The organism is Tessaracoccus luoxuelianae, from assembly GCF_055326245.1.
The window spans coordinates 1-23,504 of record NZ_JBUZNO010000016.1 but is presented as its reverse complement, the minus strand read 5'-3'; the positions used below and the strand labels follow the sequence as shown (position 1 = coordinate 23,504).

The window sequence follows — 23,504 nt, the reverse complement described above, 5'->3', positions numbered from 1 at the left end:
GACTTCCCCGGGTAGGCGATGTGTCCTTGACGGAACCTTGACCGGATGAGCATCGAAGGCAGACGAACGAGGCGTCATAGTGGTCCTACATTTCTACATGTTATTAGGAGAAATCACGTGCTCGTTTCCCACGGCGGTCTGCGCCGCCCCTTGTTCCTCACCGTCTTTGTGATGGCCGCCTTGACGCTGACTGCCTGTGGGCAGGATGCACCGGCTGCCGGTTCGGCTGCGCCGTTGAGCAGTGCCGCCGCTACGCAGAGCGACGAGGGCGCTGCCGGTGAGGGAGGCACCGGACCTCAGGAGCCGATGGCGATCCGGGGCACGGTGTGGGTTGCCAACGAGGACGGTGATTCCTTGTCGGCCATCGACGCGGACACCGGTGTCGTGGTGACCACGGTGAGCGGGATCGAGAGTCCTCACAATGTTCAGGTGAGCCCTGATGGTGGCACGGTCTGGGCTGTCAGTGGTCACGCCAACGCTGTGGTGGCGCTGGATGCCGCGACGTATGAGCTGTTGGGGACCGCTCCGACCGGTGTGAGCCCTGCGCATGTGGTCGTTAGTCCTGATGGTGAGCAGGTCCTTGTCACCAACTCGGGGGATGACACGCTGAGCGTCTACGACGCCGAGTCGCTGGAGCTCCGGGCCACCGTTGACCTCAGTGCCGGGCCGCACGGCCTGCGTCCCACCCCGGACGGTGCGGCGGTGGTCGTGGCCAACACCACGGCCGGCACTGTCGACGTGATCGACACTGACACCTATGAAGTCACCGCGACGATTCCGGTCGGGGACTCCCCTCCGCAGGTCGCTGTCGCACCGGACGGGCGGTACGCCTACGTGAGCCTGGTCGGGTCCAGTTCCGTGGTGAAGGTCGACCTGGTGGAGCGGAAGGTCACGGGATCGGTGTCGGTTCCGTCGCCACCGGTCCAGCTGTACCTGACCGCGGACGGGACCCGCCTGCTGTCGGCCGACCAGGGAACCGAGGGCGCCCCTGGCAGTACCGTGTCCGTGATCGACCCGGCCTCCATGACCATCGAGGCCACCATCCCTGCCGGGGCTGGCCCGCACGGGGTGGTTATCGAACCGACCGGGCAGCGGGCCTGGGTGACCAACCTCTATGACGACACCGTGTCCGTGATCGACCTGTCGACCAACCAGACCGTCTCGACTGTGGCTGTGGGCGACAAGCCAAATGGCATCAGCTACAGCCCGCAACCGCCGACGCCCGGACCCGCCACTATCAGCGTCAGCGTCCCCGACTACGCCACCGGTGCCGAGGGCAACCACGCGGAGCACTGACCACCCCAGCTGTTGGGCCCCATCCTGATCGGCGGTGCGTCCTCACCCCAGGAAGTGCTGATCAGCCGTGCAATCCCCCGACATCTACGCTGATCGGCGAGCGCTCGACCGGTGTCCATGTCCCCGCACGACTTTCGAGCGGATCCGTTCCCGGAGGGTCGCCCGGTATCAGCTGGACGAAGAGGGCCGAGTCACTACTGCTTGGAGGTGGCGGGGACCGGCGATGGGCCCAAATGTCCGCGGTTTGCTGGGCTGGACTGTCGCGTGTTTCAGGCGCAGCACGAAGTGGGGAGTTCGTTGCGGAAGAGGTTCGCTGTGAGGCGGATGCCTTCGGCCATGGTGAGGTAAGGGGCCCAGGTGTCGGCGAGTTGGGTGACGGTGAATCCGGCTTTGATGGCGTAGGTGGCGGCGAGCATCATTTCGCCGGCGGTGTCGGCGAGGGCGTGGATGCCGAGGACTTTGTCGGTGTCGGCGTCGGCGACGATCTTGATGCCGCCGCGGGTGTTGTGGTTGGTGATGGCCCGGGGAACGTCGGACAGTGGCAGGTAGCGGCAGGCGCACCGGTAGCCGGTGGCGATGGCGTCGGCTTCGGTCATCCCGGCGGAGGCGAGCTGTGGTGAGGTGAACAGTACGGTGGGCATCCCGGCGTAATCGAGGTGCTCATGGTGGCCCAGAGCGTTGCGTGCTGCGCTCTTCCCGGCCATGGCGGCGACGTACACGTACTGGGGCGCGTCGGTGACGTCACCGGCGGCGAACACGGCCGGGTTTGTGGTCCGCTGGTGTTCGTCGACGCTGACGAAGCCGCGGTCGTCGGTTGCGATGCCCGCGCTTGCGAGGTTGAGTCCGTGGGTACGCGGGGTGCGGCCCGTGGCGATGAGGACGCGTTCACCGGCGGCCTCTCTCGCTGTGCGGGTGCGCACCCGCACCCGGGCTTGGTCTTGGGTGACCGCGACGGCGCGGTCGTCGATGACGGTGATCCCCTCGGCCTCAAAGGCTTTGCGGAGCGCGGAGGACGATTCAGGCTCGGCATGCGGGGCGAGCCGGCCGACGATGGTGACCTGGACACCGAGGCGGGAGAAGAGTTGGGCTTGTTCGAGCCCGACGAAGCCGCCGCCGATCACCACCAGCGAGGCGGGCAGTGCGGTGAGTGCCATTGCGGTGGTCGACGTGAGGTAGTCGACGTGCTCGAGGCCGGGGATCGCCGGCACGTGAGGTTCGGCGCCGGTGGCCACGAGATACGCCCCGGCGTGGACCGGTCGCCTGCCGACGAGGAGGGTTGCCGGGTCGGTGAACGACGCGATCCCGGCGAGGATGTCGAACCCGTACGCGGCGGCGACGTCTGCGTATTTGGTCTGGCGGAGCATGCCGACCAGGTCTTCCTTCTGCCGCATGAGCGCGACGAGGTCGACAGTGCCGGAGGACGTGGGGACGGCGGGGAACGGGTTCGAGAGGGCCGCGTGGCGGGTGTGCGCGGCCGCAAGGAGGGTTTTCGAGGGTACACAGCCCACGTTCACGCAGGTCCCGCCGAGTGTTCCCGACTCGATCGCGACCACGCTGGCCCCTTCAAGTCGAGCATGGATGGCGGCTGACATCGCCGCCCCGCCTGTGCCGATCACCGCAAGATCGAACTCGTTGTGCAGCGTCATGAATGTCTCCTCCGGGTCGGCCGCCCCTGCGGCCACATTCGGTCAGAATGGACCTTCAAGCATGCTTGAAGGTCAAGCCGGCGTGGAGGTGCGGGATGCTGATCGGCGAGCTGGCAGAGAAGGCGGGGACGAGGCCGTCGACGCTGCGATATTACGAGGAGCGTGGGCTGTTGCCGCCCGCCGTGAGGACGGCCTCTGGGTACCGCAGCTACGACGATGGCGCGGTGCAACGGCTCCAGTTCATCGACCGGGCCCGCGCGGCGGGTCTGACCCTCGCGCAAATCGCGAAGATCCTCGATGTTCGAGATGCGGGGGGCTCGCCCTGCGCGCATGTTCGGGACTTGCTTGACCGCCAGCTGGTCGACATCGAAAAGCAGCTCGCGCGGCTCAATCTTCTGCGTGCCACCATCTCCGGGCTTCGAGCGCATGCGGCACAGACAACTTCGGAGGCCTGCGCACCCGAAACGATCTGCCGATACCTCTGAGCCTGGTCGGCTGCGCTGCCTGCCTTCCGCAGCTCGGGAATGAACCCGACGTGGTTGTGCTCGACCTGGGGCTGCCCGGCATGGACGGCGTCGAGGTGTGCCGACAGCTGCGGACGTTCAGCAGCTGCTACATCCTGATGCTGACCGCGCGGGCCGACGAGGTGGACATGCTCATCGGACTCGCGGTGGGAGCCGACGACTACGTCACCAAACCCCGCACGCGTCTTCGGGGACCTGACGGTGGACGTTCCGGCGCGCGAAGTGCGGGTTGCCGGCTCACTGGTGGCCTTGACGCGCACCGAGTACGACCTACTGGAGGCGTTGAGCGGGAGTCCCCGCATCGTGTTCACCCGCCAACAGTTGCTCGACCGCGTGTGGAACGACACGACGGGCTCCGCCGCGAGCGACGAGCACCTTGTCGACATCCACGTCGGCCACCTGCGTCGCAAGCTCGGCGACGACCCCCGCGACGCCCGCTACGTGCTGACCATCCGTGGGGTCGGCTATCGGATGGGCCCGGGATGACCGCCCCCCGAAAGGAGCCGGGACTGGCACGACTCGCCCTGGCCCCCCGACTCCTCCTCAACAACGTGCTCGTCATCCTGGCCGGCGCCGGCACAGTGCTCGTAGTTGTGCTCCTCGTCACCCCGTCGGTGTTCCAGCTCCACCTGGAAAGGGCCGGCGTCGCGACCGACCCAGACGCCCTCCAACACATCCTCATGGCGGTCCAGGACGCCGTCCTCGTGGCCGTGGGGATCGGCATCGCCGCCGCGGCGTTCACCGCCGCAACCATCAGTTGGGTCGTGGCCCGCCGGCTCGCCGCTCCTGTGTGGGCCGCGGCAGACACCAGCCGTCGACTCGCGGACGGACACCTGGACGCCCGAGTGCTCGACCCCGGTATGGGCCCCGAGTTCGCCACCCTCGCCGCGTCGGTCAACGAGCTGGCCGAGCGACTCCAGACCACCGAGGACACCCGCCGCGCACTCACCGCCGACCTGGCCCACCAGCTCCGCACCCCCATCGCCTCCATCGAAGCCACCATCGAGGCCGTCCGAGACGACGTGCTGCCCGCCGACCACCAAACCTGGGACACCCTCGCCGCCCAGAGCACCCGGCTCCGGCGCCTCGTCGCCGACCTCGAGGTTGTCTCCCGCGCCGAGGAACGTCAACTGCTCCTCAGCCCCGAACCCGTTCCTGTCCGCACCTTGGTCCAGGCGGCCGTTGCCGCGCACGGGGAGAGCTACCGGTCCGCCGACGTCCGGATCGATGCCAGCGTCGCCGACAGCACCCCTCGCGTGCTGGTCGACCCCGAACGAATCCAGGAAGTCCTCGGCGGCCTACTCGACAACGCGCTCCGCTGCACCCCGGCCGGCGGCACCGTCACCCTGGCCGGTCTGCCCAGCCCCTCCGGGGACTCGGCGGTCATCACAGTGACCGACACCGGCATCGGCCTCACCCCCGCCGAGGCGGGGCAGATTTTCCGACGCTTCGCGAAAGCTGCCGACAGTCCCGGCACCGGCCTAGGGCTGACCATCGCCCGCGCCATCGTCGAGGCCCACCACGGGACCCTCACCGCTGACAGTGCCGGCCCCGGCACCGGCGCCCGCTTCATAATCACCCTCCCTGCCAGCGTTTCCCGGCGAACCCCACACTGATACAGGCAGAACGAGAAAACAATCCCCTGGATCCACCCGTTGAGGCTGTTCAGGCCGGTGACGGACAGGAGAATTCCCTTCTGACTTGGGATAAAGGTAGCTACGACCAGGAACCTCAAGCCGAGTCCGAATCGCGCGACCCGGCCCTCGACTTCTTGATCGAAGCCGAGGGGATAGTTGAACAGATCCATACATTGCCAAGGGACAGTGGTCTTATCGGCCGGAAGGACCGGCACCCTAACGAAGGAGACCACCATGATCACCAAGCGCAAGATCGCCGCCCTCGCCACCGCGGCCGCGGCCGTCGTCGCCATGACCGCCACCACCGCCGGAGCAGCCGAACCAACCGGACGCGAGTTCGCCGGTCACGTCCGCATGATGACCCAGTCAGACATGGGCTTCAACGGCACCCACAACCCCGGCATGCACCAGGGATTCTCCGGCTGGGAGAACCATCACTCCTCCTGATCAGAAGGGTCAGATCGTCAATGGGATCCCCGCCAGGCCCCAGGCCGGGCGGGGATCCCATTGACTCGAGCGGCTCAACGCCGCACCACTGGCGCAACGAGCGTCGAAACACCCTGCCCTACACAGAACCTCCTCGGCGCGGCGCCCCAGCAAGGCTCACACCGCCGCGCTACAGAAGCTGCAGTGAGGTCAGACAGGTGGGGCCCTCAGCGTCGGAGGAGAAGCGGCTCTCGGCGCGCTTGCCGTCCTTGGTGACGACGACGGTGCCCTCGACGCCCTTCGGGATCCAGAAGCCGATGAACCCGTTGGCGTAGGTGGTCGCGTCCTCGTCGACGAGCACCTCCCCCGAGTCGGTGGTGATCTTCACGCGCACCTCGGCGTTCGCCAACTCCCCCTGGCACGTGCCGAGGTTGTGGAAGTAGCACTCGTGCGTGGTGGTCTCATACGGCGCGATCGACAGGTAGAACTGGTCACCGTCGAGAGGCAGCGCGGCCTCGGTGGTGCCGTCGCTGAGCAACACCTCGTCGTAGCGCACCGATGCGGCCAGCGGCAACGGTCGCTGAGCGTCGAGCTGGTCCAGCGCCTCCACTACCTCGGCGCCGCTCTTGCCCTCCAACCCCTGCGCAGCGAGCAGCGTCCCTGCGTCCCCGGCTGCGACACCCGACGTCGCCGTCGACGCGGACGTGATCGGAGTCTCGACAGCCGCCAGTGGGGTTGAGCAGGCCGACAGCGCCAGGACGGCGGTGAGCGGCACAGCGATGGCCAGCTGAATGCGGCGCATGCGTATCTCCATAAGCTAAGGGGTTACGGAACAAGTCCACGTGTGGAGGAGGTTCCGCGGCCCAGTCTCGGACGGGTCGTACGACCAGCATGCCCCAGCTGTTGAGTGAGCCAGTCGCACGCCCGGTCAAGATTCGGTCAAGAAGATCCCAGGGGTGCGTGGGCTTCCATACGCTGGCAGCCCACCAGCTAACATCGTCTTATGACGATGACATTGGGTTTTGATGATGGCGCTGCGGTGGGGGACCTGTCGGTGGCTGCGGCGTTCTTTCACGGCTTGTCGGATCCGTCGCGGCTGGCGATCCTGCAGCATCTGACGTTGGGCGAGCATCGGGTGCGTGATCTGACGGAGCATCTGGGGTTGGCGCAGTCGACGGTCAGTGCCCATCTGGCGTGCCTGCGGGAGTGCGGACTGGTGTCGTCGCGGCCGGAGGGACGCGCGTCGGTGTTCTCGCTGGTGGGCGCCCCGGAGTTGCTGGCCGTGCTGGCGGCCGCGGAGCGGCTGTTGGAGTCGACGGGGCAGGCGGTGGCGTTGTGCCCGAACTACGGAGTGGGCACCACCACGAATCCCACCCCTGAGCAGTTGAAGGCGCATGGGCCGGAGGGCCGGCGATGACCGGACCAGCGTTGAGCGCACGCGATCCTGAGGCAGGCGACGCCTGCGAGAGCGCGTGCGGGTGCGAGGCCTCACCCGGCGCCGGCCGTGATGATGATGACGACGCGCCGGAGCGGTGGTGGCAGGTCCGCGACATCCAGCTCGGGCTGGCGTCAGGGGCGCTGCTGTTGGCCGGCTTCGTCGCTGGGTTGCTGGGCTGGGAGGCCGCCGGGCTGGTGTTGAGCGTCGCGGCGCTGCTGGTGGGGGCGTCGACGTTCGTGCCGGGGGCCTTGAGTCGGTTGGCCCGCGGCAAGGTCGGCGTCGGGCTGCTGATGACCATCGGTGCCGTCGGGGCGACCGCCTTGGGGCAGATCGAGGAGGCCGCGATGCTGGCCTTCCTGTTCTCCCTGGCCGAGGGCCTGGAGGACTACTCGCTGGCCAAGACCCGACACGGGTTGAGGGCGCTGCTGGATCTGGTTCCGCGGGAGGCGACGGTCCGGCGCGGTGGCCGCGATGTGGTGGTGAGCCCCGACGACCTGGTGGTCGGGGACCGCATGATCGTCAAGCCCGGCGAGCGGGTGGCCACCGACGGCGACATCCGGGCCGGAAGGACGTCGGTGGACACATCCGCGATCACCGGCGAGTCGATGCCGGTCGAAGTGGGTCCCGGCGACCAGGTGTTCGCCGGTTCCATCAACGGCTCCGGCGTCCTCGAGGTCGACGTGACCGCCGCGGCCAGTGACAACTCCCTTGCCCGGATCGTGCACATCGTGGAGGCCGAGCAGTCCCGGAAGGGTGACACGCAGCGGCTGGCCGACCAGATCGCCAAGCCCCTGGTTCCGGGCATCCTGATCGCCGCCGCCCTCACCGTCGTCGCGGGCTTCCTGCTCGGGGAACCGGCGGTGTGGCTGCAGCGGGCCCTGGTGATGGTGGTGGCCGCATCCCCCTGTGCGTTGGCCATCTCGGTTCCGGTGACCGCGGTGGCGTCCATCGGCGCGGCGAGCCGTCGCGGGATCCTGGTCAAGGGGGGCGCCGCGCTGGAGAGCCTGGGCAAGGTCCGCACGATCGCCCTGGACAAGACCGGCACCCTGACCCGCAACCAGCCGGCGGTCATCGACGTAGCGTCCGCCGACGGCCACTCTCCCGCCGAAGTGCTGGGCTGGGCTGCCGCACTCGAGGCGCGCAGCGACCACCCATTGGCCCGCGCGATCCTGGCCGCCGTCGACGACGTGCGCCCAGCCGACGAGGTGACCGCCGAGGTCGGATCCGGACTCATCGGCAGCCTGGATGGGCGCGGCCTCAGGCTGGGACGCCCCGGCTGGATCGACCCCGGCCCGCTGACCGCGCGGGTGACGCGCATGCAGGACGCCGGCGCCACCGCGGTCGTCGTGGAGTTGGACGGTGCCGCCGTCGGGGCGATCTCCGTCCGCGACGAACTGCGCCCCGAAGCCGCTGAGGTCGTGGCGCAACTCCGCACCGACGGCTACACGGTGGTGATGCTGACCGGCGACAACGACGCCACCGCCCGCGCCATCGCCGCGGAGGCGGGGATCGGCGAGGTGTACGCCGAGCTGCGCCCCGAGGACAAGTCGACGATCATCGACCGTCTCCGCAGAACCGGACCCACCGCAATGGTCGGTGACGGCGTCAACGACGCCCCAGCGCTCGCCACCGCAGACGTCGGGATCGCGATGGGGGCGATGGGCAGCGACGTGGCCATCGAAACCGCCGACGTCGCGCTCATGGGCGACGACCTGCGGCTGCTGCCCCACGCGCTCGACCACTCCCGAGGCACCCGCCGCATCATGCTCCAGAACGTGATCCTCTCCATCGCCCTCATCACGATCCTCATCCCGCTCGGGCTGTTCGGGGTGCTGGGCCTGGCCGCGGTCGTCCTGGTCCACGAGGTTGCCGAGGTGTTCGTGATCGGCAACGGCATCCGGGCCGGCCGCACCACCGCCCTCGCCCCGATTGGCGCCCCCGCCCACCTGACAGAACCGGAGTTCGCCCGAGCATGAGCGAGACCCACGACCACGCCCACGCGAATCCGGCCACCAACCGGACCCGGCTCGCGATCGCCTTCGGCATCACCGCCACCATCCTCATCGCCGAGGTCATCGGCGCATGGTGGACCAACAGCCTCGCCCTCCTCGTCGACGCCGGCCACATGCTCACCGACGCCTCCGGCCTGCTGATGGCGCTGATCGCCGCCTCCCTGACGCTCCGCCCGCCAACACCGGAGCGGACCTGGGGATACCGCCGCGCCGAGGTACTGGCCGCCGGCGCCCAGTCGGCGATCCTCCTCGCCGTCGGGATATACGCCTTCATCGAAGGCGCTCGCCGGCTCTTCGACCCGGCAGAGGTCACCGCCGGCGGTCTGCTCGTGTTCGGCATCGTCGGACTCGTCGGCAACATCATCGCCATGCTCGTCCTCAGCACGGGCCGCTCCGCGAACCTCAACATGCGCGCCGCGTTCCTCGAAGTGGTCAACGACGCCCTCGGATCCGTCGCCGTCATCATCAGCGCGATCATCATCTCGCTCACCGGCTGGACCCGGATCGACGCCATCGCCGGCATGTTGATCGCCGCCCTGATCGTCCCCCGCGCGATCACCATCCTCAGAGAAGCCGGCGGGATCCTGCTCGAATCCACCCCCACAGGTCTGAACCTCGACGACGTCCGCCGGCACATTCTTCAGGTCCCACACGTGATCGGGGTGCACGACCTGCACGCCTCCACCATCGCCACAGGCCTGCCGGTCCTGACCGCCCACGTCGTGGTCGACGAGAACTGCTTCACACAAGGCCACGTCTCCCAGAAGCTACGAGACCTCCAAACCTGCGTCGCCGAACACTTCGACGTCAGCGTCGAACACTCCACGTTCCAGATCGAGCCACCTTCTCACAGCGCCCTGGAACGCTCCGCGCACCATTGAGAAGCGGTCCCCCACGGAAACTGGGCCCGGCCGCTACTGTCGCTACACCCTCAGCCGGAGAGAAGGCACCATGCCGACCCGTTCCATCCTTCTGTTCGTCGTCGCTGCGTTCTTCGAGATCGGCGGTGCCTGGCTGGTCTGGCAAGGGGTGCGTGAGCACAAGGGCTGGGTCTGGATCGGCGCCGGGGTGATCGCTCTCGGCCTCTACGGGCTGGTTGCCACCCACCAACCCGACGCCAACTTCGGACGGATCCTGGCCGCCTACGGCGGCGTGTTCGTGGCCGGCTCGCTCGCCTGGGGCATGATCGTCGACGGGTTCCGCCCCGACCGGTGGGACATCGTCGGCGCCCTCGTCTGCCTGGCCGGCGTGGCGGTCATCATGTACGCGCTACGGCCGGCGTGAGCGCCGGCGATCACCCAACACCCTGTAGCACCCACCAGGTCGTGGCAGGACTGTGCCCGATGCCGGCCGCGGGGGGTCACTTCAGGCGGGTGGTGACCTCGTCGAGGAGTTCCTGGGGGTCGAGCCACATGGAGGGGTAGTTGCCGTACCAGCGTTGGACGCCGTCGCCGTCGATGAGGACGAAGCCATGCCCGGGCATCCCGGGGTGCATGCCTTTGTCGAGGACGTCGTAGGCCTTGGACACGGTTCCGTCGTCGAGGAGGTAGGGGGTGGTGACGTCGAACTGCTGCATGTCGGGCAGGATCTGCTCGGCGCTGTTCATGACGATGGGCAGCACCTCGATGCCGGCTGCGGCGAATCCGGGGTTCTTCTCGATCTCGGCCATCTGCATGGTGCACGACGCGCAGCCGGCGCCTTCGTTGAAGTAGATCAGCACCGGGTTGGGGCGCAGGTCGCTGAGGGTGACCGTGGTGCCGGCGGTGGTGGTGAGGGTGAAGTCGGGGGCGAGTCGCTGGGTGTCGCCCTGCTCGGGGCGTGCTGTCCAGAGGCCGTAGCCGACGACGGCCAGCACGGCCACGACGACCAGCGCTCCGAGGCTGCGGGTCCAGGTGCGGCGACTCCTGTCGCGTTGCGTCTCGGCCTGCTGCCGGGCCTTGAGTTGCTCGCGCCGCGAGGTCGGGGGGGTCGTGCTCGTCATCGGGGCTCCTGGGAGGGGGCGGTCGGCGCGCCTGATTCGACAGGCGCGGCGGTAGGGGTGGGGTCGGTGTCGCAGCAGTCATGCCCGGTCGCGGGCTGTTGGTGCCTGCGGCGGTCGCGGAGGGTGGCTACGACGAACACCGCCACCAGCGCGAGCAGCGCGAGGCCGAGGAGGGCTTCGGGGATGGGGGCGGTGATCGCGATCAGTCCGGCGAAGACGTCGGAGAGCCAGGCGCCCATGCCCACGAGGGGGGCGTCGGCGCCGGTCATCTCGGTGGCGCCGGCTTGGCCGATCACGAGGATGCCCATGATCACGAACCCGACGGCGACCACCAGGTTGACGGTGTTGGTGGCCAGCGTGAAGCGGCCCAGGTTGATGCGGATCGGCTTGGCGCGGAGGCGGCGCATCCTTTCGGGGCGCTTGTCCCACAGCAGCGCCATCACGAACAGCGGGATCACCATCCCGAACACGTAGGCCAGGCCGAGCACCAGCCCGCCGACGGGTGAGCCGGACAGCGCGGACAGGGTCATCACCCCGGCCAGGACCGGTGCGCAGCAGCTGGAGGCGATGCCGGAGAACACGCCGAGGCTGAAGAAGGTGGCGGTGTCGCCGCGTGCGGTGTCCGGGGCCCGGAGGAACGAGGGCATCGACCACATCGCCCCCGACAGCGCGAGCAGGCCGAGCCCGATCATCAACAGGCCACCGGCCCAGTACAGGACGACGTGGTACTTGGCGATGGCGCCGGCGATCAGGCTGACGCCCATGGTGATCGGGACCAGGACCAGCGCCAGGCCGGCGGCGAACACGAAGGTGAGCGGGATCAGGCGCCAGCGGCGGTTCTTCGCCGCTGCCGCGAGGTAGCTGGGGGCGAGGAAGACGATGCAGCAGGGGGCGAACAGCGCGACGCCGCCGGCGAGGAACGCCGCCAGGATGCCGCCGGCGCTGAGGAGGTCGGCGCCCATCAGCGGGCACCCAGGTGGTCGACGAGCCGTGCCAGTTTGCCGCGCGGGATCCTGCCGTCGTGGAAGTAGCGGCCCGCCACCAGGGTCAGCGGGAACATGCCCGGACGATGCTCGGCGATCAGGGCAAGACCGTCAGGGGATTCCGCCTGGATCGTCGTGAGCCGGAGCAGACCGGCGCGGTCGAGGGAGCCGAGGCGCTGGTGGGCGTCGTCGCAGAAGTGGCAGGCGGGCGCGGTGACCAGGGTGACGTCCACCACGTCGGTCGGGATAGCCGCCAGGGCAGGTGCCGGGATCTCGTTCACCCTTCCAGACTCAACCCTCCAGATCAGGGAACGGTTCAGGCCGGGTCAAGGTTCGGCCAAGAACACTCCCCCAGCCCTGTGAGGGGGTGGGTTCGCGGGCGCACGTGTGCCAATAATGGGCATATGGCTGAGCCCCGCAGGTCGAGTGTGCTGGTGATCGACGACGAGCGCCCGCTGGCCGGGATCGTCGCCTCCTACCTCACCAAGGCCGGTTTCGACACCGCCCTGGCCTACACCGGCCCTGACGGGGTCCGCTCAGCGCAGGAACTCGATCCCGACGTGATCATTCTTGACCTGGGTCTGCCCGGCATCGACGGCATCGAGGTCTGCCGCCAGGTCCGCCTGTTCTCCGACTGCTACATCCTGATGCTGACCGCCCGCGCCGACGAGGTGGACAAGCTGATCGGCCTGTCGGTGGGCGCCGACGACTACCTGACCAAGCCGTTCAGCCCCCGCGAACTCGTGGCCCGCGTCAACACCGTCCTCAGGCGTCCCCGTCGCCCGGACGACCGTGCGATGGTGGCGCTACCGCCGCGCGAGTTCGGGCGGTTGCGGGTGGACGCGGAGGGCCGCGACGTGTGGGTCGACGACCAGCAGGTGGGTTTGACGCGCACCGAGTTCGACATCCTCGACGCCCTGTCGGCCCGACCCAACGTGGCATTGAGCCGGCGGCAGATCATCGACGCCGTGTGGGGCGCGGGCTGGGTCGGCGACGACCACGTCGTCGACGTCCACGTGGCGAACCTGCGCAAGAAGCTCGACGACCCGCCCGCGGAACCCCGGTACATCCTCACCGTCCGCGGCGTCGGATACCGGATGGGACCAGGATCATGACCAGACTGCGCGGCTACGTGGGCCGGATGCGGTGGGGCACCCGCACCTTCCTCACCCAGGCGCTGGTGGTGGCCGTCGGTGTGATCACCGCCGCCCTGGTCGCGATGGTTGTCGGGCCTCCGCTGTTCCACGATCATCTGCAGCAACTGGGACTCGCGGACGGCACCGCCGAGATGGGACACGTGGAGCAGGCCTTCCTCGACGCCGGCGTACGGTCCCTGGGCATCGGGCTGGTGGTGGCGCTCGCGCTGGCCATCGGCCTGGCCTGGCTCGAGACCAGGCGGCTGCGCCGCCCACTCGAACAACTCACCGCGACCGCCGCCCAGCTGGAGGCCGGCGACTACACCGCCCGCGTCCCCCAGACCGCAACCAGCCCGGAGTTCAACGCCGTCGCCGACGCGTTCAACGACATGGCCAGCCGCCTGGACTCCACCGAAGCCAGCCGACGCCGACTGCTCTCCGATGTGGCGCACGAGCTCCGCACCCCCCTGGCCACCCTGACCGCCGAGCTGGAAGCTGTGATCGACGACGTGGTCCCCTGGGACCACGACAGCCAACAGCTGCTCGTCCTCCAGGCAGCCCGGCTCAAGAAGATCGCCGCCGACCTCGACGACGTGTCCCGCGCCGAGGAAGGCCGATTCACCCTCGACACCCAAACCCAGCCGGTGTGGGATCTCATCGAGCCCGCCGTCGCCTCCGTCGCCACCCGATACGCAGCCAAGGGAGTCACGTTGACTGCGGATTCGGACCCGGGCTCCGTGGCAGCCGATCCGCAGCGGGTGGGTCAGGTCCTGGGCAACCTCCTGGACAATGCGCTGCGGCACACCCCCACCCGGGGGATCGTGCACATCAGCGCCCGCGAGTCCAGGGACGAGGTGGTGATCACGGTCACCGACACCGGCGACGGCCTCACCCCGGAGCAGCTCTCGAAGGTGTTCGACCGGTTCTACCGCGCCGACACGGCCCGGGCCCGCGATGCGGGCGGTTCCGGGATCGGGCTGACCATCGCCCGCAGCCTCGCCCTGGCCCACGGAGGCTCACTTGCCGCAACCAGCCCCGGCCCCGGACACGGCTCGACGTTCATCCTCACCCTCCCTACCGCCACCGCCACCGCGCCAGAAGCGGAGCGGGTCTTGATCGATTCTTGACCCTCCATGGGTTGGATTGCGGGCTGAGGGTTCATAGCCTCGGAATCAAGGACCGGCGACAGGCGTCGGCCAGGAACGGAGCACGAACACATGTCACGCACGAAGCGGATCACCGCCACGCTGGCGGGGCTGGTCCTGACGGCCACCCTGTCGGCCTGCGCAGACCAGGGCGCCACTCCCCCGGCCGCGACCACCACTCCGACCAGCAGCACCTCCGCCACAGCAACGGCGTCGGCTAGCGCCTCCTCGGACGTCGCCACTGACCACAGCGAGCAGGACACGACCTTCTCGCAGATGATGATCATCCATCACGAGGGCGCCATCGAAATGTCCCAGCTGGCGATCGAGCGCGCCGAATCCCCCGAGGTCGTCGCGATAGCCGAGCGGATCGCCGAGGCCCAAGGCCCCGAGATCGAGGAGATGACCGCCTGGCTCAGCGCCTGGGGTGAAGACCTCTCCCCCGACGACCACGGCGGTATGGACATGGGCGGGATGGACATGAACGGCATGAGCCAGGAAGAGATGATGACTCAACTCGATGGCCTCACGGGCGCCGAGTTCGATCAGGCGTTCCTCGAGGCCATGATCGCCCACCACGAGGGCGCGATCGGGATGTCCGAGCAGCAGTTGGCCGAGGGCCAGAACCCCGACGCGGTGGCGCTGGCGGAGAAGATCATCGCCGACCAGCAGGCCGAAATCACCGAGATGCAGGAGATACTCACCGGCCTCTGACCCCAGGCGCACAAACGATGAGGCGCCCGTCCAGCCGGCGTGGCTGGATGGGCGCCTTGTCGTTGCCCTCGGGTCGGTGCGAATGCAGACCTGGGGGTTAGGCGGCTGGACTTGAGGCGAGGCGCTCGGCGTCGAAGAGGTCTTGGCAGCGTCGGCAGCAGAAGTAGAACCGCTCGCCTTCAACGTCGCGGAACAAGCCGGCCGTCTCCGCGGTGGACTTCAGCGTGCTGGTCCCGCGCACCACGCAGGTGACCAGTTCGTCGCCGGGGCCGGCCACTGCATCGTGCTGACAGTGATGACCGCCACCCTGGCCGTGGGCGGTGTGGCCGCCGCAGCAGCCTCCCTCCTGCTGGTTCCCGTGCTGGTGCCCGTGTTCGTGATTGCACATGTGCCCTTTTTCCTTTCGTTTTCTTGTGGTGTTGATCATCGGGTGGGTGAGGGGCTGTGGTGCCCCTCGTGGTCTTCGGTGCCGGTCGTGCTGGCGGAAGCGGCCGGTGTGGGGGTGTCTTGGTCGCTGGAGGTGGCGGGGTTGAACAGTGGCCCGATCACGAAGGCGGACAGGGCGAACAGGCCGGTGAACACCGCTATCCCAATCGCAGGGGCCTTCCAGGTGCTGAACCGGCGATGCAGCCGTCGCAGCAGGGGGATGCTCAACGCCAACCCGACCACGTAGAGCAGCGTGTTGCCGAGGAATCCCGTCAGGAGCGCGGCCCCGGCCAGGAACCCGATGTGGTGCATCACGTGCGGCGCCAGCCCCATCAACGCACCGAGGGTGGCCCGTGTGCCGGCCCAGAGCGCACCCCAGAAGCCGCGACGCCCCCCTGTCACGCCTGGGGTGGTATCGGTGATCGTGTCCATCGCGCCGCTCACCGTCCGACCGGATGGGGGCTGGGGACAGCCGACGAGGGGTCGGCGGCGGAGACGTTTGAGACTGGAGCAGCAGGATGGAACGTGTCTCGGAGGATCAGGGCGGCGCCGAGGATGATGCTGGCGATGCCGATCAGCTGCGCCTCTGTGAGATCGAGCACGACGTGTGGGTTGATGCGGACCATCTCGGCGAGGAGGCGGGCCGCTCCGCTGAGCATCAGATAGGACCCGAACACGGCCACCGGCCGCAGTCTGCGGCCCAGCGCCCACAAGATGCCGGCGATCAGGAATGCACCGGCCGCTTCATATAGCTGGACCGGGTGCACCGGAACGTCGACCGGCACCACTCCGTTGGGGAACGCCATCCCCCAGGGCAGATCGGTGGGCGTGCCGTAGGTGCCGTCCCCGGCCAGGAAGCAGCCGATCCGGCCGATGCCGTAGGCCACCGACAGCGGCGCCGCCATCGCGCCCGCCACCCGTCCAAGGGGGAGGTCGTGGCGTCGGGTCATCACGATCACCGCGATCGACCCGGCGATCAGGCCCCCGTACCAGACGAACCCGGACCCGCCGAACAGGTGCCAACTGAAGTTGTCCCAGTTCGCGATCAGGTAGTACACCTTCGCGCCGACGAACCCCCACACCGTCGCCCACAAAGCGATCGAGTGCGCCAGCTCCTTGTCGTAACCGATCCGCGTGAACGCGCGCCCCAACAGGAACGCGCCGACCAGCAGCGCCAGCGCCTTACTCAGCCCATAGGACTGGATCCCCACACCAAATATCGAGAACACCTCAGGCCACACAGCCCACTCCCATCATCGAAACTGTTCCAGGCGCGCGACGTGACCGCGGGGCCTCACTGCCCAGTCTCAACCGGTCACCTCAAGCAACGAGCAGGACCCGGACAAGGTTTGGTCAAGATCCCAGTCCACGTGCCCGGACCCACACGGTAAGGCCGGATCTTGACCGAAGCCTGACCACCTGACCGTGACTTTCGGATTGCACCGTGCCTACCCTGATGACATACCCCTTTGGGGTGTCGTGGCGGCGCCACGGGTCCACCGCGGCTCGGGTCGTCGAGGAAAGGGCTCTTCGGCGTAGGTCGAAGTCCCGTGGCGGGTGCGTGCCAAAGTCGAGATTCAAAGGCGGTGATCGACATGGGTTCAAGCGGCAGTTCTTCAGATGGCGCCCGAGCGGATGTGGTGCTCGCGGGACACCGCGATCACCAGAAACCTGCCGTCCACTGCGTCGACCTGTAGCCGGAGCCGCGCGGTGGAGTCGCTGTCGCCCCCGGCCGGTACCGTGACCAGCGAGATTCCTTCCCGCCCCGGTCAGGGCGACGGCCTGAGACCCGACGGACGGGCAGGCATCCGCCGAGCCCATCGGCGCACGACCTGTCGGCCGAGCGGCCGGAAAGGAAGACCCGATCATGAAGAGTCAAACCACGGTCCTAGAGGCCGGTGGCCTGCACTGGGCCACCTCGGAATCAGTGATCGAGAAGACGTTACTAGGGGTACCCGGCGTGCTGGCCGTCGAGGCCAGCGCCGTCTCCCAGACCGCGACGGTCACCTACGACCCGAACCAGACCTCGGTCGCCCAACTGGTCGGCTGGGTCAATGACTGCGGCTACCACTGCACCGGGCAGTCGGTACCTAGCCACATCTGCCACACCATGGCGGAACCGGTCTCGACCGACCCCCACATCGGCCACGAACGGCACACCGGCCACGGGGGTGGGGATGAGGCTGGCGGATCCGCGCAGGCGGTGATGGGCCACGGCGGGCATGGTGGGTCGATGGTGGACATGGTGCGAGACATGCGCAACCGTCTCCTGGTCGCCGCGGTCCTGTCGGTGGTCATCTTGTTCTGGTCGCCGATCGGGCGGGAGGTCCTGGGGTTCACCGTGCCGGCACCCTTCGGGCTACGCGACGACGTCTTCTCTCTGATCTTGTCCCTGCCGGTGGTGTTCTACTCGGCGTGGATCTTCTTCGACGGGGCCTTCCGGGCGCTCCGCGCGAGGACGCTGGACATGATGGTCCTGGTGGCGGTCGCGGTCGGGGCAGGCTGGTTGTACAGCGTGGTGGTCACGTTCACCGGCGGGGGTGAGGTCTTCTACGAAGCCGCCACGGTCCTGACCACCTTCGTCCTGCTCGGGCACTGGCTGGAGATGCGGGCCCGTGGCGGCGCGAACGACGCTGTGCGCACGCTGCTCGAACTCGCGCCCTCCCAGGCAGTCGTGCTCCGGGACGGTCAGCCCGTGGAGGTCCCGACCTCCGAAGTCGTCACCGGTGACCTGCTACTGGTACGGCCGGGGGCGAAGATCCCAGTCGATGCGGTGGTGGAGGAGGGGGAGTCCGAAGTCGACGAGTCGATGGTGACCGGAGAGTCCATGCCGGTGGAGAAGGCGCCCGGCGCGGACGTGATCGGTGCCTCGATCAACACCACCGGCACCTTGCGGGTCCGCGCCGCAAGAGTCGGCGCGGACACCGCGTTGGCGCAGATCGTCAAGATGGTTCAGGAGGCTCAGAACTCCAAGGCCCCGGGCCAGCGCCTGGCCGACCGGGCCGCGTTCTGGCTGGTGTTCGTCGCCCTCATCGGCGGCACTGTTACCTTCGCGGTGTGGATGCTCGCCGGCGTCGGCGTGGCACAGGCGATGCTCTTCGCCATCACCGTCGTGGTCATCACATGCCCCGACGCCCTCGGTCTGGCGACCCCAACTGCGATCATGGTCGGTACCGGGATGGGCGCCAAGCGGGGAGTGTTGTTCAAGAACGCCACCGCCCTCGAGGGGATGGCGAGGATCGACACGGTCGTGATGGACAAGACGGGCACCCTGACCAAGGGGGAGCCTGAGGTCACCGACGTTGTCGCGGCGGGGATGGGCGAGGATGAGATGCTGGCCTTGGTCGCTGCCGTCGAACGTGAGTCTGAACACCCGTTGGCCCGCGCCATCGACCGCCGAGCCGCCGAGCGCGGCGTGCCCGTGCTCTCCGTGAGCGAGTTCCTCAACGTCCCGGGCCACGGTGCAACTGCCACGGTCGACGGCCGACGTGTCCTGGTGGGGAACCTCCGCCTGATGGTCCGGGAGAACGTCGAGCTCGGCGACCTGGCCGTGAGCCGTGACGAGTTGGCCGCATCGGGGCGCACGGCGGTGCTCGTCGCGGTGGATGGGCGCGCGGTTGGTGTCATCGCATTGGCCGACGCCGCGCGGGACACGGCCGCCGAGGCTGTCGCCGCCCTGCACGAGTCCGGGATCGAGGTCGTCATGCTGTCCGGCGACAACGAGGCCACCGCCCTGCGTATCGCTGACCAGCTCGGCATCGACACCGTCATCGCCGAGGTTCTGCCTGGGGACAAGGCGAACAGGATCGCCGAGTTGCAGCAGGCCGGAAAGAGGGTCGCGATGGTGGGTGATGGCGTCAACGATGCGCCTGCGTTGGCCCAGGCCGACATCGGTATCGCGATCGGTGCCGGGACGGACGTGGCGATCGAGACTGCGGATATCGTCCTGATGCGCTCCGATCCTTTGGACGTCTCCGTCGCACTGCGCATCGGTAAGGGAACCGTAGGGAAGGAGCGTCAGAACCTGGCCTGGGCCATCGGTTACAACGTCATCGCGCTGCCGATCGCCGCCGGGGTGTTTTACCCCGCTTTCGGTCTGTTGCTGCGCCCAGAGATCGCCGCCCTGTCGATGTCGGGCTCCACGGTCATCGTCACCGTCAATGCCCTGCTGCTCAAACAGCTCAGGCTGCCCGCGCAGCAGGCCCCGGCCGCGCCGCAAGGCCAGGCCCGGGAGCCGGAGCCCACCGCTCCGGTGCCGTCCGGCATCCGCTGACCAGGGGGGTGGGCGTGGACGTCCCCGTTAGCATCACCGGTGCGGTGGCCGAACCGGTGAGGCCGAGGCCGTTGCGGATGCTGTGGATCACAGCGGCCTGGGGGGCGTGCTTCGTCGCGATCGAGTGGGGGCTCCGCGACGCCCCCCTGCTGTGGTTCGCCGCATTGCGGGCCCTGATCGCCGGGGCGGCCCTGTTGGCCCTCGGCGTCGCCTTGCACCGCCCTGTCCCCCGTGGTTGGCGTGCCTGGGGACTCATCACGGTCCTAGGCTTGGTCAACGTCACGGTGGCTTTCGCCGCGATGTTTGGCGGGGTCGCCGGCGGCGCGACCGGGACCGCCGCGGTGCTGGCCAACGCCCAGCCCCTGCTGATCCTCTTACCCGCCTGGTGGCTCTACGGCGAGAGGCTCTCCCCCCGGACTTCGGCCGCGCTGGTCGTCGGCTTCGCCGGGCTTGTCGTCGTTGCGCTGCCCGGTGGCGGGGCGGCGGCGCGGCATTGTCGCTCCTGTCAGCCGCCGCCGTGACCGCCGGCACCCTGCTCTCCCGGCGGCTGACCGGGCTGGATCTGGTCACGGCCGCGGCGTGGCACCTGCTGATGGGCGCGGCTGGACTGATGGTGTTCGCCGCGGCCGTGGAGGGCTCGCCGGTGATCGCGTGGACTCCCCGTTTCGTCCTCTCGCTGGCGTTCCTGGCCCTCGTTGGTACCGCAGCGACGACCGTGGCGTGGTTCGCCGAGGCGCGCCGCAGCCAGGCTCGACACGTTGACGGCGTGGACGTTCCTGACTCCGGTCCTTGGTATCGGGTTGGCCTCCGTCGCATTGGGCGAGTGGCCGGGCGGATGGACCGCCGTCGGGCTCCTCGGCGTGTTGGCGGCCATGTGGATCACCCTTCGACCACCGCGCCGGGCCCCCACGCACCCGACGGCTGTCGGCCCCGCCGGCTGGTGAGCCACACCGCCGGTCACATGAACAACGAGTAGGACCCGGACAGGGTGCGGTGAAGATCCGCCCACGTGGCCGGGTCTTGTCGGGATCTTGACCCCACCCAGACCGGTTCCCGACACCGCGGGGGGCACCATCGAACATGAACACGCGAAACCGACCAGGAAGAGAGGGTGATTCGACGTGACGACGATGACACAGGCCACCTACGGGGTGCGCGGGCTCAGCTGTTGGCGCTGCATGATCAGCGCTGTGGAGGCGGTCCGGGCCTTGCCCGGGGTGCATACCGTCGGGATGGATTTGGAGCCGCACGGGGAGTCGCTGTTGACGCTGGCACCGGCCGGCGCCGTGACCAGCGCCCAGGTCCAAGCCACCCTCGACCGCTCCGGGTTCGAACTGACCCGACGCCGGCGCCGGCCCCGACCCAGCCGGCTCCGACATGCCCTCACCACAGCCCCTGTGGACGACGGCCGGGAAATCTTGACCGAAGCCTGACCCCATCGGGGTCGTTTCCGGACCTGCGCGGGCCTACCCTGGATACATACCCCCCCAGGGTACTGGGTGGGAGTCGAGTGGAAGTGGAGATTGTGATGCTCTGGCTGGTCATAGGTGGGGCGGTGGTCCTGACCGGGTTGCTGCTGTGGTTCTTCTTCGGCCCGAAACGGGCAGGGAAGGTCCGCATCGAAGATGGTGTTCAGGTGGTGGAGGTGACTGTCGACGGCGGCTACAACCCGGGGGTGATCGACGGGGTGCGTCCCGGGATGCCGGTGCGGATCATGTTCGACCGCCGAGAGGGTGGCGAGTGCACCTCGCGGGTGGTGATGCCGGACTTCAAGGTCAACGCGAGCCTTCCCGCGTACCGGACCACGGCCGTCGAGTTCACCCCGACTGAGGCCGGCGAGTTCCGCTTCGCATGCGGCATGAACATGGTCTCCGGTCTGATCCGCGTCACCGGCGACCCCCACACCGCACCCACCCCCACCACAGCATCGGATCATCACCACGCGCAGGTGGCCGCCTCCCCGGCAGTGGCCGGTCTTGCGACCGACGGTGCCGATGATGAGGCAGAGCGGGCTGCGGAGATCCGGGACCTGACCCGGCGGGTGATCATCGGCGCTATCCTCACCGCCCCGGTGCTGATCGCGGTGATGGCCGTCGAGCTGTTCGGCGCCACCTGGGTGCCTGAGATCTTGATGAGTCCCTGGTTGCAGCTGGCGCTGATTGCGCCGGTGATGCTGTGGTCGGGCTGGCCGATCCACCGCGTGGGGTGGCGTGCCCTGTCGCACCGCACCGCAGACATGAACTCGCTGATCACGCTCGGCACCGTCGCGGCGTTCGGTTACAGCCTGGTGGTGACCTTCGCCCCCGGACTACTGCCTGAGGAGCTGCGGCAGGTGTACTTCGAAGCCGTCGGGGTGATCATCACGTTGATCCTGCTCGGCCGGCTCCTGGAAACCAAAGCCAAGGCCGGCACCGGTGAGGCGATCCGCAAACTGATCGGCCTGCAGCCCCGCACCGCCCGCGTCCTACGCGAAGATGTGGAGCTGGAGATCCCGGTCGAGGACGTCGTGGTCGGGGATGTGATCGTGATCCGCCCCGGGGAGAAGATGCCCGTTGACGGTGAGGTGATTCACGGATCCTCCGCGGTCGACGAGTCGATGGTGACCGGGGAGTCGATCCCTGCGGCCAAGACGGTCGGTGACACCATCATCGGCGCAACCATCAACGCCACCGGGGCACTGCGCTATGTCGCCACCAAGGTCGGCTCCGATACCTTGCTCGCCCAGATCATCAAACTGGTCCGTGAGGCCCAGGGCTCGAAGGCCCCCATCCAACGGCTGGTGGACAAGGTCTCGAGCTACTTCGTCCCGGTCGTGATCATCATCGCGGTGTGGACGCTGGCGATCTGGCTGCTGGTGGGTCCCCCGCCGGTGTTCGTGTTTGCGCTCGTCGCCGCCGTCTCGGTCCTGATCATCGCCTGCCCCTGCGCCTTGGGGCTCGCGACCCCGATGTCGATCACCGTGGGCACCGGCAAGGGAGCCGAACACGGCATCCTGATCCGCTCCGCTGAAGCGCTGGAAACCGCGCACAAGCTTGACGCGATCATCCTCGACAAGACCGGCACCATCACCAAGGGTGTACCGACCCTCACCGACGTCGCCACCGTGGCAGCGTTCGATGAGAACCAGCTCCTCGGCTGGGTCGCCGCTATCGAGAACAGCTCCGAGCACCCCCTGGCGGCGGCGATCGTCACCGGCGCCACCGACCGCGGTCTCACCCTGGGCGAGGTCACTGACTTCGACTCGGTCACCGGGCAAGGCGTCCGCGGCCACGTCGACGGCCACGACGTCCTGATCGGCAACCGGCGACTTCTCGACGAAAATGGCATCAGTACCGACACGCTGCGGCCGCTGCATGACGCGCTCGCAGCAGGGGGCAAGACGCCGATGCTGGTGGCCGTCGACGGGCTCCCCGCGGGAATCGTGGCGGTCGCCGACACCATCAAGGACGGCTCCCCCGCCGCGGTCGCGGCCCTCCAGGCACGCGGCATCGAGGTCATCATGATGACTGGCGACAACCGGGCAACCGCCGCCGCGATCGCCTCCCAGGTCGGGATCCGTCGCGTGGTCGCCGAAGTGATGCCCGCCCACAAGGCCGCCGAGGTCCGACGCCTCCAGGACGAAGGCAAAATCGTCGGAATGGTCGGCGACGGCATCAACGACGCCCCCGCCCTCGCGCAGGCAGACGTCGGCTCCGCGATCGGCACCGGCACCGACGTGGCCATCGAATCCTCCGACATCACCCTGATCTCCGGCGCCCTGTCAGGGGTGGTCACCGCCGTTGACCTGTCCCGGGCCACCATGCGCAACATCAAACAGAACCTGGTGTTCGCGTTCCTGTACAACACCCTCGGCATCCCCATCGCCGC

At 68.4% G+C, this 23,504-nt stretch carries 25 protein-coding genes and 1 pseudogene; 18 read left to right on the top strand and 8 right to left on the bottom strand.

Features of this window, described 5'->3' with window-relative positions:
* Positions 1-117: 117 nt before the first annotated feature.
* Positions 118-1,296, top strand: a complete 1,179-nt coding sequence (locus ACZK39_RS16140) for a YVTN family beta-propeller repeat protein (protein WP_463613916.1) — start codon at positions 118-120, stop codon at positions 1,294-1,296.
* Positions 1,297-1,565: 269 nt separating this feature from the next.
* Here the strand turns inward: ACZK39_RS16140 and merA are convergent, their stop codons facing one another.
* Complete coding sequence (gene merA, locus ACZK39_RS16135) at positions 1,566-2,942, bottom strand: mercury(II) reductase (RefSeq protein ID WP_182782068.1); 1,377 nt, start codon at positions 2,940-2,942, stop codon at positions 1,566-1,568.
* Between the two features lie 95 nt (positions 2,943-3,037).
* Here merA and ACZK39_RS16130 point away from each other — a divergent pair, with 95 nt between their 5' ends.
* From ACZK39_RS16130 to ACZK39_RS16110, 5 genes and pseudogenes are all read left to right on the top strand, one after another.
* Positions 3,038-3,427: a heavy metal-responsive transcriptional regulator gene (locus tag ACZK39_RS16130; RefSeq protein ID WP_182782067.1), complete on the top strand. Its 390-nt coding sequence runs from the start codon at positions 3,038-3,040 to the stop codon at positions 3,425-3,427.
* Positions 3,428-3,507: 80 nt separating this feature from the next.
* Positions 3,508-3,585, top strand: a pseudogene (locus tag ACZK39_RS16125) (DNA-binding response regulator); the annotation flags it as partial.
* An 82-nt stretch (positions 3,586-3,667) separates the two neighbouring features.
* A complete protein-coding gene (locus ACZK39_RS16120; protein WP_463613918.1) occupies positions 3,668-3,952 on the top strand; it encodes a winged helix-turn-helix domain-containing protein in 285 nt (94 codons plus the stop codon).
* Positions 3,949-5,082, top strand: coding sequence for a HAMP domain-containing sensor histidine kinase (locus ACZK39_RS16115; RefSeq protein ID WP_463613917.1), 1,134 nt, complete (start codon positions 3,949-3,951; stop codon positions 5,080-5,082). The genes ACZK39_RS16120 and ACZK39_RS16115 overlap by 4 nt, the downstream gene beginning before the upstream one ends.
* 255 nt (positions 5,083-5,337) lie before the next feature.
* Positions 5,338-5,550 carry a hypothetical protein gene (locus ACZK39_RS16110; RefSeq protein WP_463613915.1) on the top strand — a complete coding sequence of 71 codons (213 nt, stop codon included), beginning with the start codon at positions 5,338-5,340 and terminating at the stop codon, positions 5,548-5,550.
* Between the two features lie 169 nt (positions 5,551-5,719).
* Here ACZK39_RS16110 and ACZK39_RS16105 read toward each other — a convergent pair whose 3' ends face one another.
* Entirely contained in the window at positions 5,720-6,331 is a 612-nt protein-coding gene (locus ACZK39_RS16105; RefSeq protein WP_463613914.1) for a CueP family metal-binding protein, read from the bottom strand.
* Between the two features lie 201 nt (positions 6,332-6,532).
* Here ACZK39_RS16105 and ACZK39_RS16100 point away from each other — a divergent pair, with 201 nt between their 5' ends.
* The 4 genes from ACZK39_RS16100 to ACZK39_RS16085 all read left to right on the top strand — a co-directional run bounded on the left by ACZK39_RS16100 (position 6,533) and on the right by ACZK39_RS16085 (position 10,263).
* A complete protein-coding gene (locus ACZK39_RS16100) occupies positions 6,533-6,946 on the top strand; it encodes an ArsR/SmtB family transcription factor (RefSeq protein ID WP_463613913.1) in 414 nt (137 codons plus the stop codon).
* A complete protein-coding gene (locus ACZK39_RS16095; RefSeq protein WP_463613912.1) occupies positions 6,943-8,943 on the top strand; it encodes a heavy metal translocating P-type ATPase in 2,001 nt (666 codons plus the stop codon). Before ACZK39_RS16100 ends, ACZK39_RS16095 begins: the two co-directional genes overlap by 4 nt.
* Complete coding sequence (locus tag ACZK39_RS16090) at positions 8,940-9,860, top strand: cation diffusion facilitator family transporter (RefSeq protein ID WP_463613911.1); 921 nt, start codon at positions 8,940-8,942, stop codon at positions 9,858-9,860. Before ACZK39_RS16095 ends, ACZK39_RS16090 begins: the two co-directional genes overlap by 4 nt.
* A 70-nt stretch (positions 9,861-9,930) precedes the next feature.
* Positions 9,931-10,263, top strand: coding sequence for a YnfA family protein (locus ACZK39_RS16085; protein WP_463613910.1), 333 nt, complete (start codon positions 9,931-9,933; stop codon positions 10,261-10,263).
* 76 nt (positions 10,264-10,339) lie between these two features.
* On the opposite strand, the gene ACZK39_RS16080 is transcribed toward ACZK39_RS16085, so the two are convergent.
* The 3 genes from ACZK39_RS16080 to ACZK39_RS16070 are packed head-to-tail and all read right to left on the bottom strand — an operon-like array spanning position 10,340 to position 12,224.
* A complete protein-coding gene (locus tag ACZK39_RS16080; RefSeq protein ID WP_463613909.1) occupies positions 10,340-10,960 on the bottom strand; it encodes a peroxiredoxin family protein in 621 nt (206 codons plus the stop codon).
* The gene (locus ACZK39_RS16075; protein WP_463613908.1) at positions 10,957-11,922 is read right to left on the bottom strand and encodes a cytochrome c biogenesis CcdA family protein; all 966 of its coding nucleotides are present in this window, start codon (positions 11,920-11,922) and stop codon (positions 10,957-10,959) included. The genes ACZK39_RS16080 and ACZK39_RS16075 overlap by 4 nt, the downstream gene beginning before the upstream one ends.
* Entirely contained in the window at positions 11,922-12,224 is a 303-nt protein-coding gene (locus ACZK39_RS16070) for a hypothetical protein (protein ID WP_463613907.1), read from the bottom strand. The genes ACZK39_RS16075 and ACZK39_RS16070 overlap by 1 nt, the downstream gene beginning before the upstream one ends.
* A gap of 123 nt (positions 12,225-12,347) precedes the next feature.
* Here ACZK39_RS16070 and ACZK39_RS16065 point away from each other — a divergent pair, with 123 nt between their 5' ends.
* The 3 genes from ACZK39_RS16065 (at position 12,348) to ACZK39_RS16055 (ending at position 14,938) form a co-directional block, all read left to right on the top strand.
* On the top strand, positions 12,348-13,058 hold the full coding sequence (locus tag ACZK39_RS16065; protein WP_463613906.1) for a response regulator transcription factor: 711 nt from the start codon (positions 12,348-12,350) through the stop codon (positions 13,056-13,058).
* Positions 13,055-14,206 (top strand): sensor histidine kinase, encoded by a 1,152-nt coding sequence (locus tag ACZK39_RS16060; RefSeq protein ID WP_463613905.1) that lies wholly within the window; start codon positions 13,055-13,057, stop codon positions 14,204-14,206. Before ACZK39_RS16065 ends, ACZK39_RS16060 begins: the two co-directional genes overlap by 4 nt.
* Before the next feature lie 90 nt (positions 14,207-14,296).
* On the top strand, positions 14,297-14,938 hold the full coding sequence (locus ACZK39_RS16055; protein ID WP_463613904.1) for a DUF305 domain-containing protein: 642 nt from the start codon (positions 14,297-14,299) through the stop codon (positions 14,936-14,938).
* A gap of 97 nt (positions 14,939-15,035) precedes the next feature.
* Here the strand turns inward: ACZK39_RS16055 and ACZK39_RS16050 are convergent, their stop codons facing one another.
* The 3 genes from ACZK39_RS16050 to ACZK39_RS16040 are packed head-to-tail and all read right to left on the bottom strand — an operon-like array spanning position 15,036 to position 16,605.
* The gene (locus ACZK39_RS16050) at positions 15,036-15,326 is read right to left on the bottom strand and encodes a hypothetical protein (RefSeq protein WP_463613903.1); all 291 of its coding nucleotides are present in this window, start codon (positions 15,324-15,326) and stop codon (positions 15,036-15,038) included.
* 35 nt (positions 15,327-15,361) lie between these two features.
* On the bottom strand, positions 15,362-15,796 hold the full coding sequence (locus ACZK39_RS16045) for a hypothetical protein (protein ID WP_463613902.1): 435 nt from the start codon (positions 15,794-15,796) through the stop codon (positions 15,362-15,364).
* Between the two features lie 8 nt (positions 15,797-15,804).
* Positions 15,805-16,605 (bottom strand): prolipoprotein diacylglyceryl transferase, encoded by an 801-nt coding sequence (locus ACZK39_RS16040; RefSeq protein WP_068752816.1) that lies wholly within the window; start codon positions 16,603-16,605, stop codon positions 15,805-15,807.
* A 626-nt stretch (positions 16,606-17,231) separates the two neighbouring features.
* Here ACZK39_RS16040 and ACZK39_RS16035 point away from each other — a divergent pair.
* The 5 genes from ACZK39_RS16035 to ACZK39_RS16015 all read left to right on the top strand — a co-directional run.
* Positions 17,232-19,637, top strand: coding sequence for a heavy metal translocating P-type ATPase (locus ACZK39_RS16035; protein WP_463613901.1), 2,406 nt, complete (start codon positions 17,232-17,234; stop codon positions 19,635-19,637).
* 14 nt (positions 19,638-19,651) lie between these two features.
* A complete protein-coding gene (locus ACZK39_RS16030; RefSeq protein WP_463613900.1) occupies positions 19,652-20,158 on the top strand; it encodes an EamA family transporter in 507 nt (168 codons plus the stop codon).
* Positions 20,155-20,613, top strand: a complete 459-nt coding sequence (locus ACZK39_RS16025; protein WP_463613899.1) for a DMT family transporter — start codon at positions 20,155-20,157, stop codon at positions 20,611-20,613. Before ACZK39_RS16030 ends, ACZK39_RS16025 begins: the two co-directional genes overlap by 4 nt.
* Before the next feature lie 145 nt (positions 20,614-20,758).
* A complete protein-coding gene (locus ACZK39_RS16020) occupies positions 20,759-21,070 on the top strand; it encodes a heavy-metal-associated domain-containing protein (protein WP_068752817.1) in 312 nt (103 codons plus the stop codon).
* A 95-nt stretch (positions 21,071-21,165) separates the two neighbouring features.
* Positions 21,166-23,504: heavy metal translocating P-type ATPase (locus ACZK39_RS16015; RefSeq protein WP_463613898.1), on the top strand; the 2,339-nt coding region annotated here is incomplete at its 3' end.

What these genes read in the sequence shown, in the direction of transcription:
- ACZK39_RS16085 (WP_463613910.1), top strand. Translation starts at nt 9,931, where the DNA reads ATGCCGACCCGTTCCATCCTTCTGTTCGTCGTCGCTGCGTTCTTCGAG.
- ACZK39_RS16110 (WP_463613915.1), top strand. Translation starts at nt 5,338, where the DNA reads ATGATCACCAAGCGCAAGATCGCCGCCCTCGCCACCGCGGCCGCGGCC.
- ACZK39_RS16095 (WP_463613912.1), top strand. Translation starts at nt 6,943, where the DNA reads ATGACCGGACCAGCGTTGAGCGCACGCGATCCTGAGGCAGGCGACGCC.
- ACZK39_RS16065 (WP_463613906.1), top strand. Translation starts at nt 12,348, where the DNA reads ATGGCTGAGCCCCGCAGGTCGAGTGTGCTGGTGATCGACGACGAGCGC.
- ACZK39_RS16115 (WP_463613917.1), top strand. Translation starts at nt 3,949, where the DNA reads ATGACCGCCCCCCGAAAGGAGCCGGGACTGGCACGACTCGCCCTGGCC.
- ACZK39_RS16055 (WP_463613904.1), top strand. Translation starts at nt 14,297, where the DNA reads ATGTCACGCACGAAGCGGATCACCGCCACGCTGGCGGGGCTGGTCCTG.
- ACZK39_RS16080 (WP_463613909.1), bottom strand. Translation starts at nt 10,960, where the DNA reads ATGACGAGCACGACCCCCCCGACCTCGCGGCGCGAGCAACTCAAGGCC.
- merA (WP_182782068.1), bottom strand. Translation starts at nt 2,942, where the DNA reads ATGACGCTGCACAACGAGTTCGATCTTGCGGTGATCGGCACAGGCGGG.
- ACZK39_RS16130 (WP_182782067.1), top strand. Translation starts at nt 3,038, where the DNA reads ATGCTGATCGGCGAGCTGGCAGAGAAGGCGGGGACGAGGCCGTCGACG.
- ACZK39_RS16090 (WP_463613911.1), top strand. Translation starts at nt 8,940, where the DNA reads ATGAGCGAGACCCACGACCACGCCCACGCGAATCCGGCCACCAACCGG.
- ACZK39_RS16050 (WP_463613903.1), bottom strand. Translation starts at nt 15,326, where the DNA reads ATGTGCAATCACGAACACGGGCACCAGCACGGGAACCAGCAGGAGGGA.
- ACZK39_RS16035 (WP_463613901.1), top strand. Translation starts at nt 17,232, where the DNA reads ATGAAGAGTCAAACCACGGTCCTAGAGGCCGGTGGCCTGCACTGGGCC.
- ACZK39_RS16060 (WP_463613905.1), top strand. Translation starts at nt 13,055, where the DNA reads ATGACCAGACTGCGCGGCTACGTGGGCCGGATGCGGTGGGGCACCCGC.
- ACZK39_RS16100 (WP_463613913.1), top strand. Translation starts at nt 6,533, where the DNA reads ATGACGATGACATTGGGTTTTGATGATGGCGCTGCGGTGGGGGACCTG.
- ACZK39_RS16045 (WP_463613902.1), bottom strand. Translation starts at nt 15,796, where the DNA reads ATGGACACGATCACCGATACCACCCCAGGCGTGACAGGGGGGCGTCGC.
- ACZK39_RS16075 (WP_463613908.1), bottom strand. Translation starts at nt 11,922, where the DNA reads ATGGGCGCCGACCTCCTCAGCGCCGGCGGCATCCTGGCGGCGTTCCTC.
- ACZK39_RS16105 (WP_463613914.1), bottom strand. Translation starts at nt 6,331, where the DNA reads ATGCGCCGCATTCAGCTGGCCATCGCTGTGCCGCTCACCGCCGTCCTG.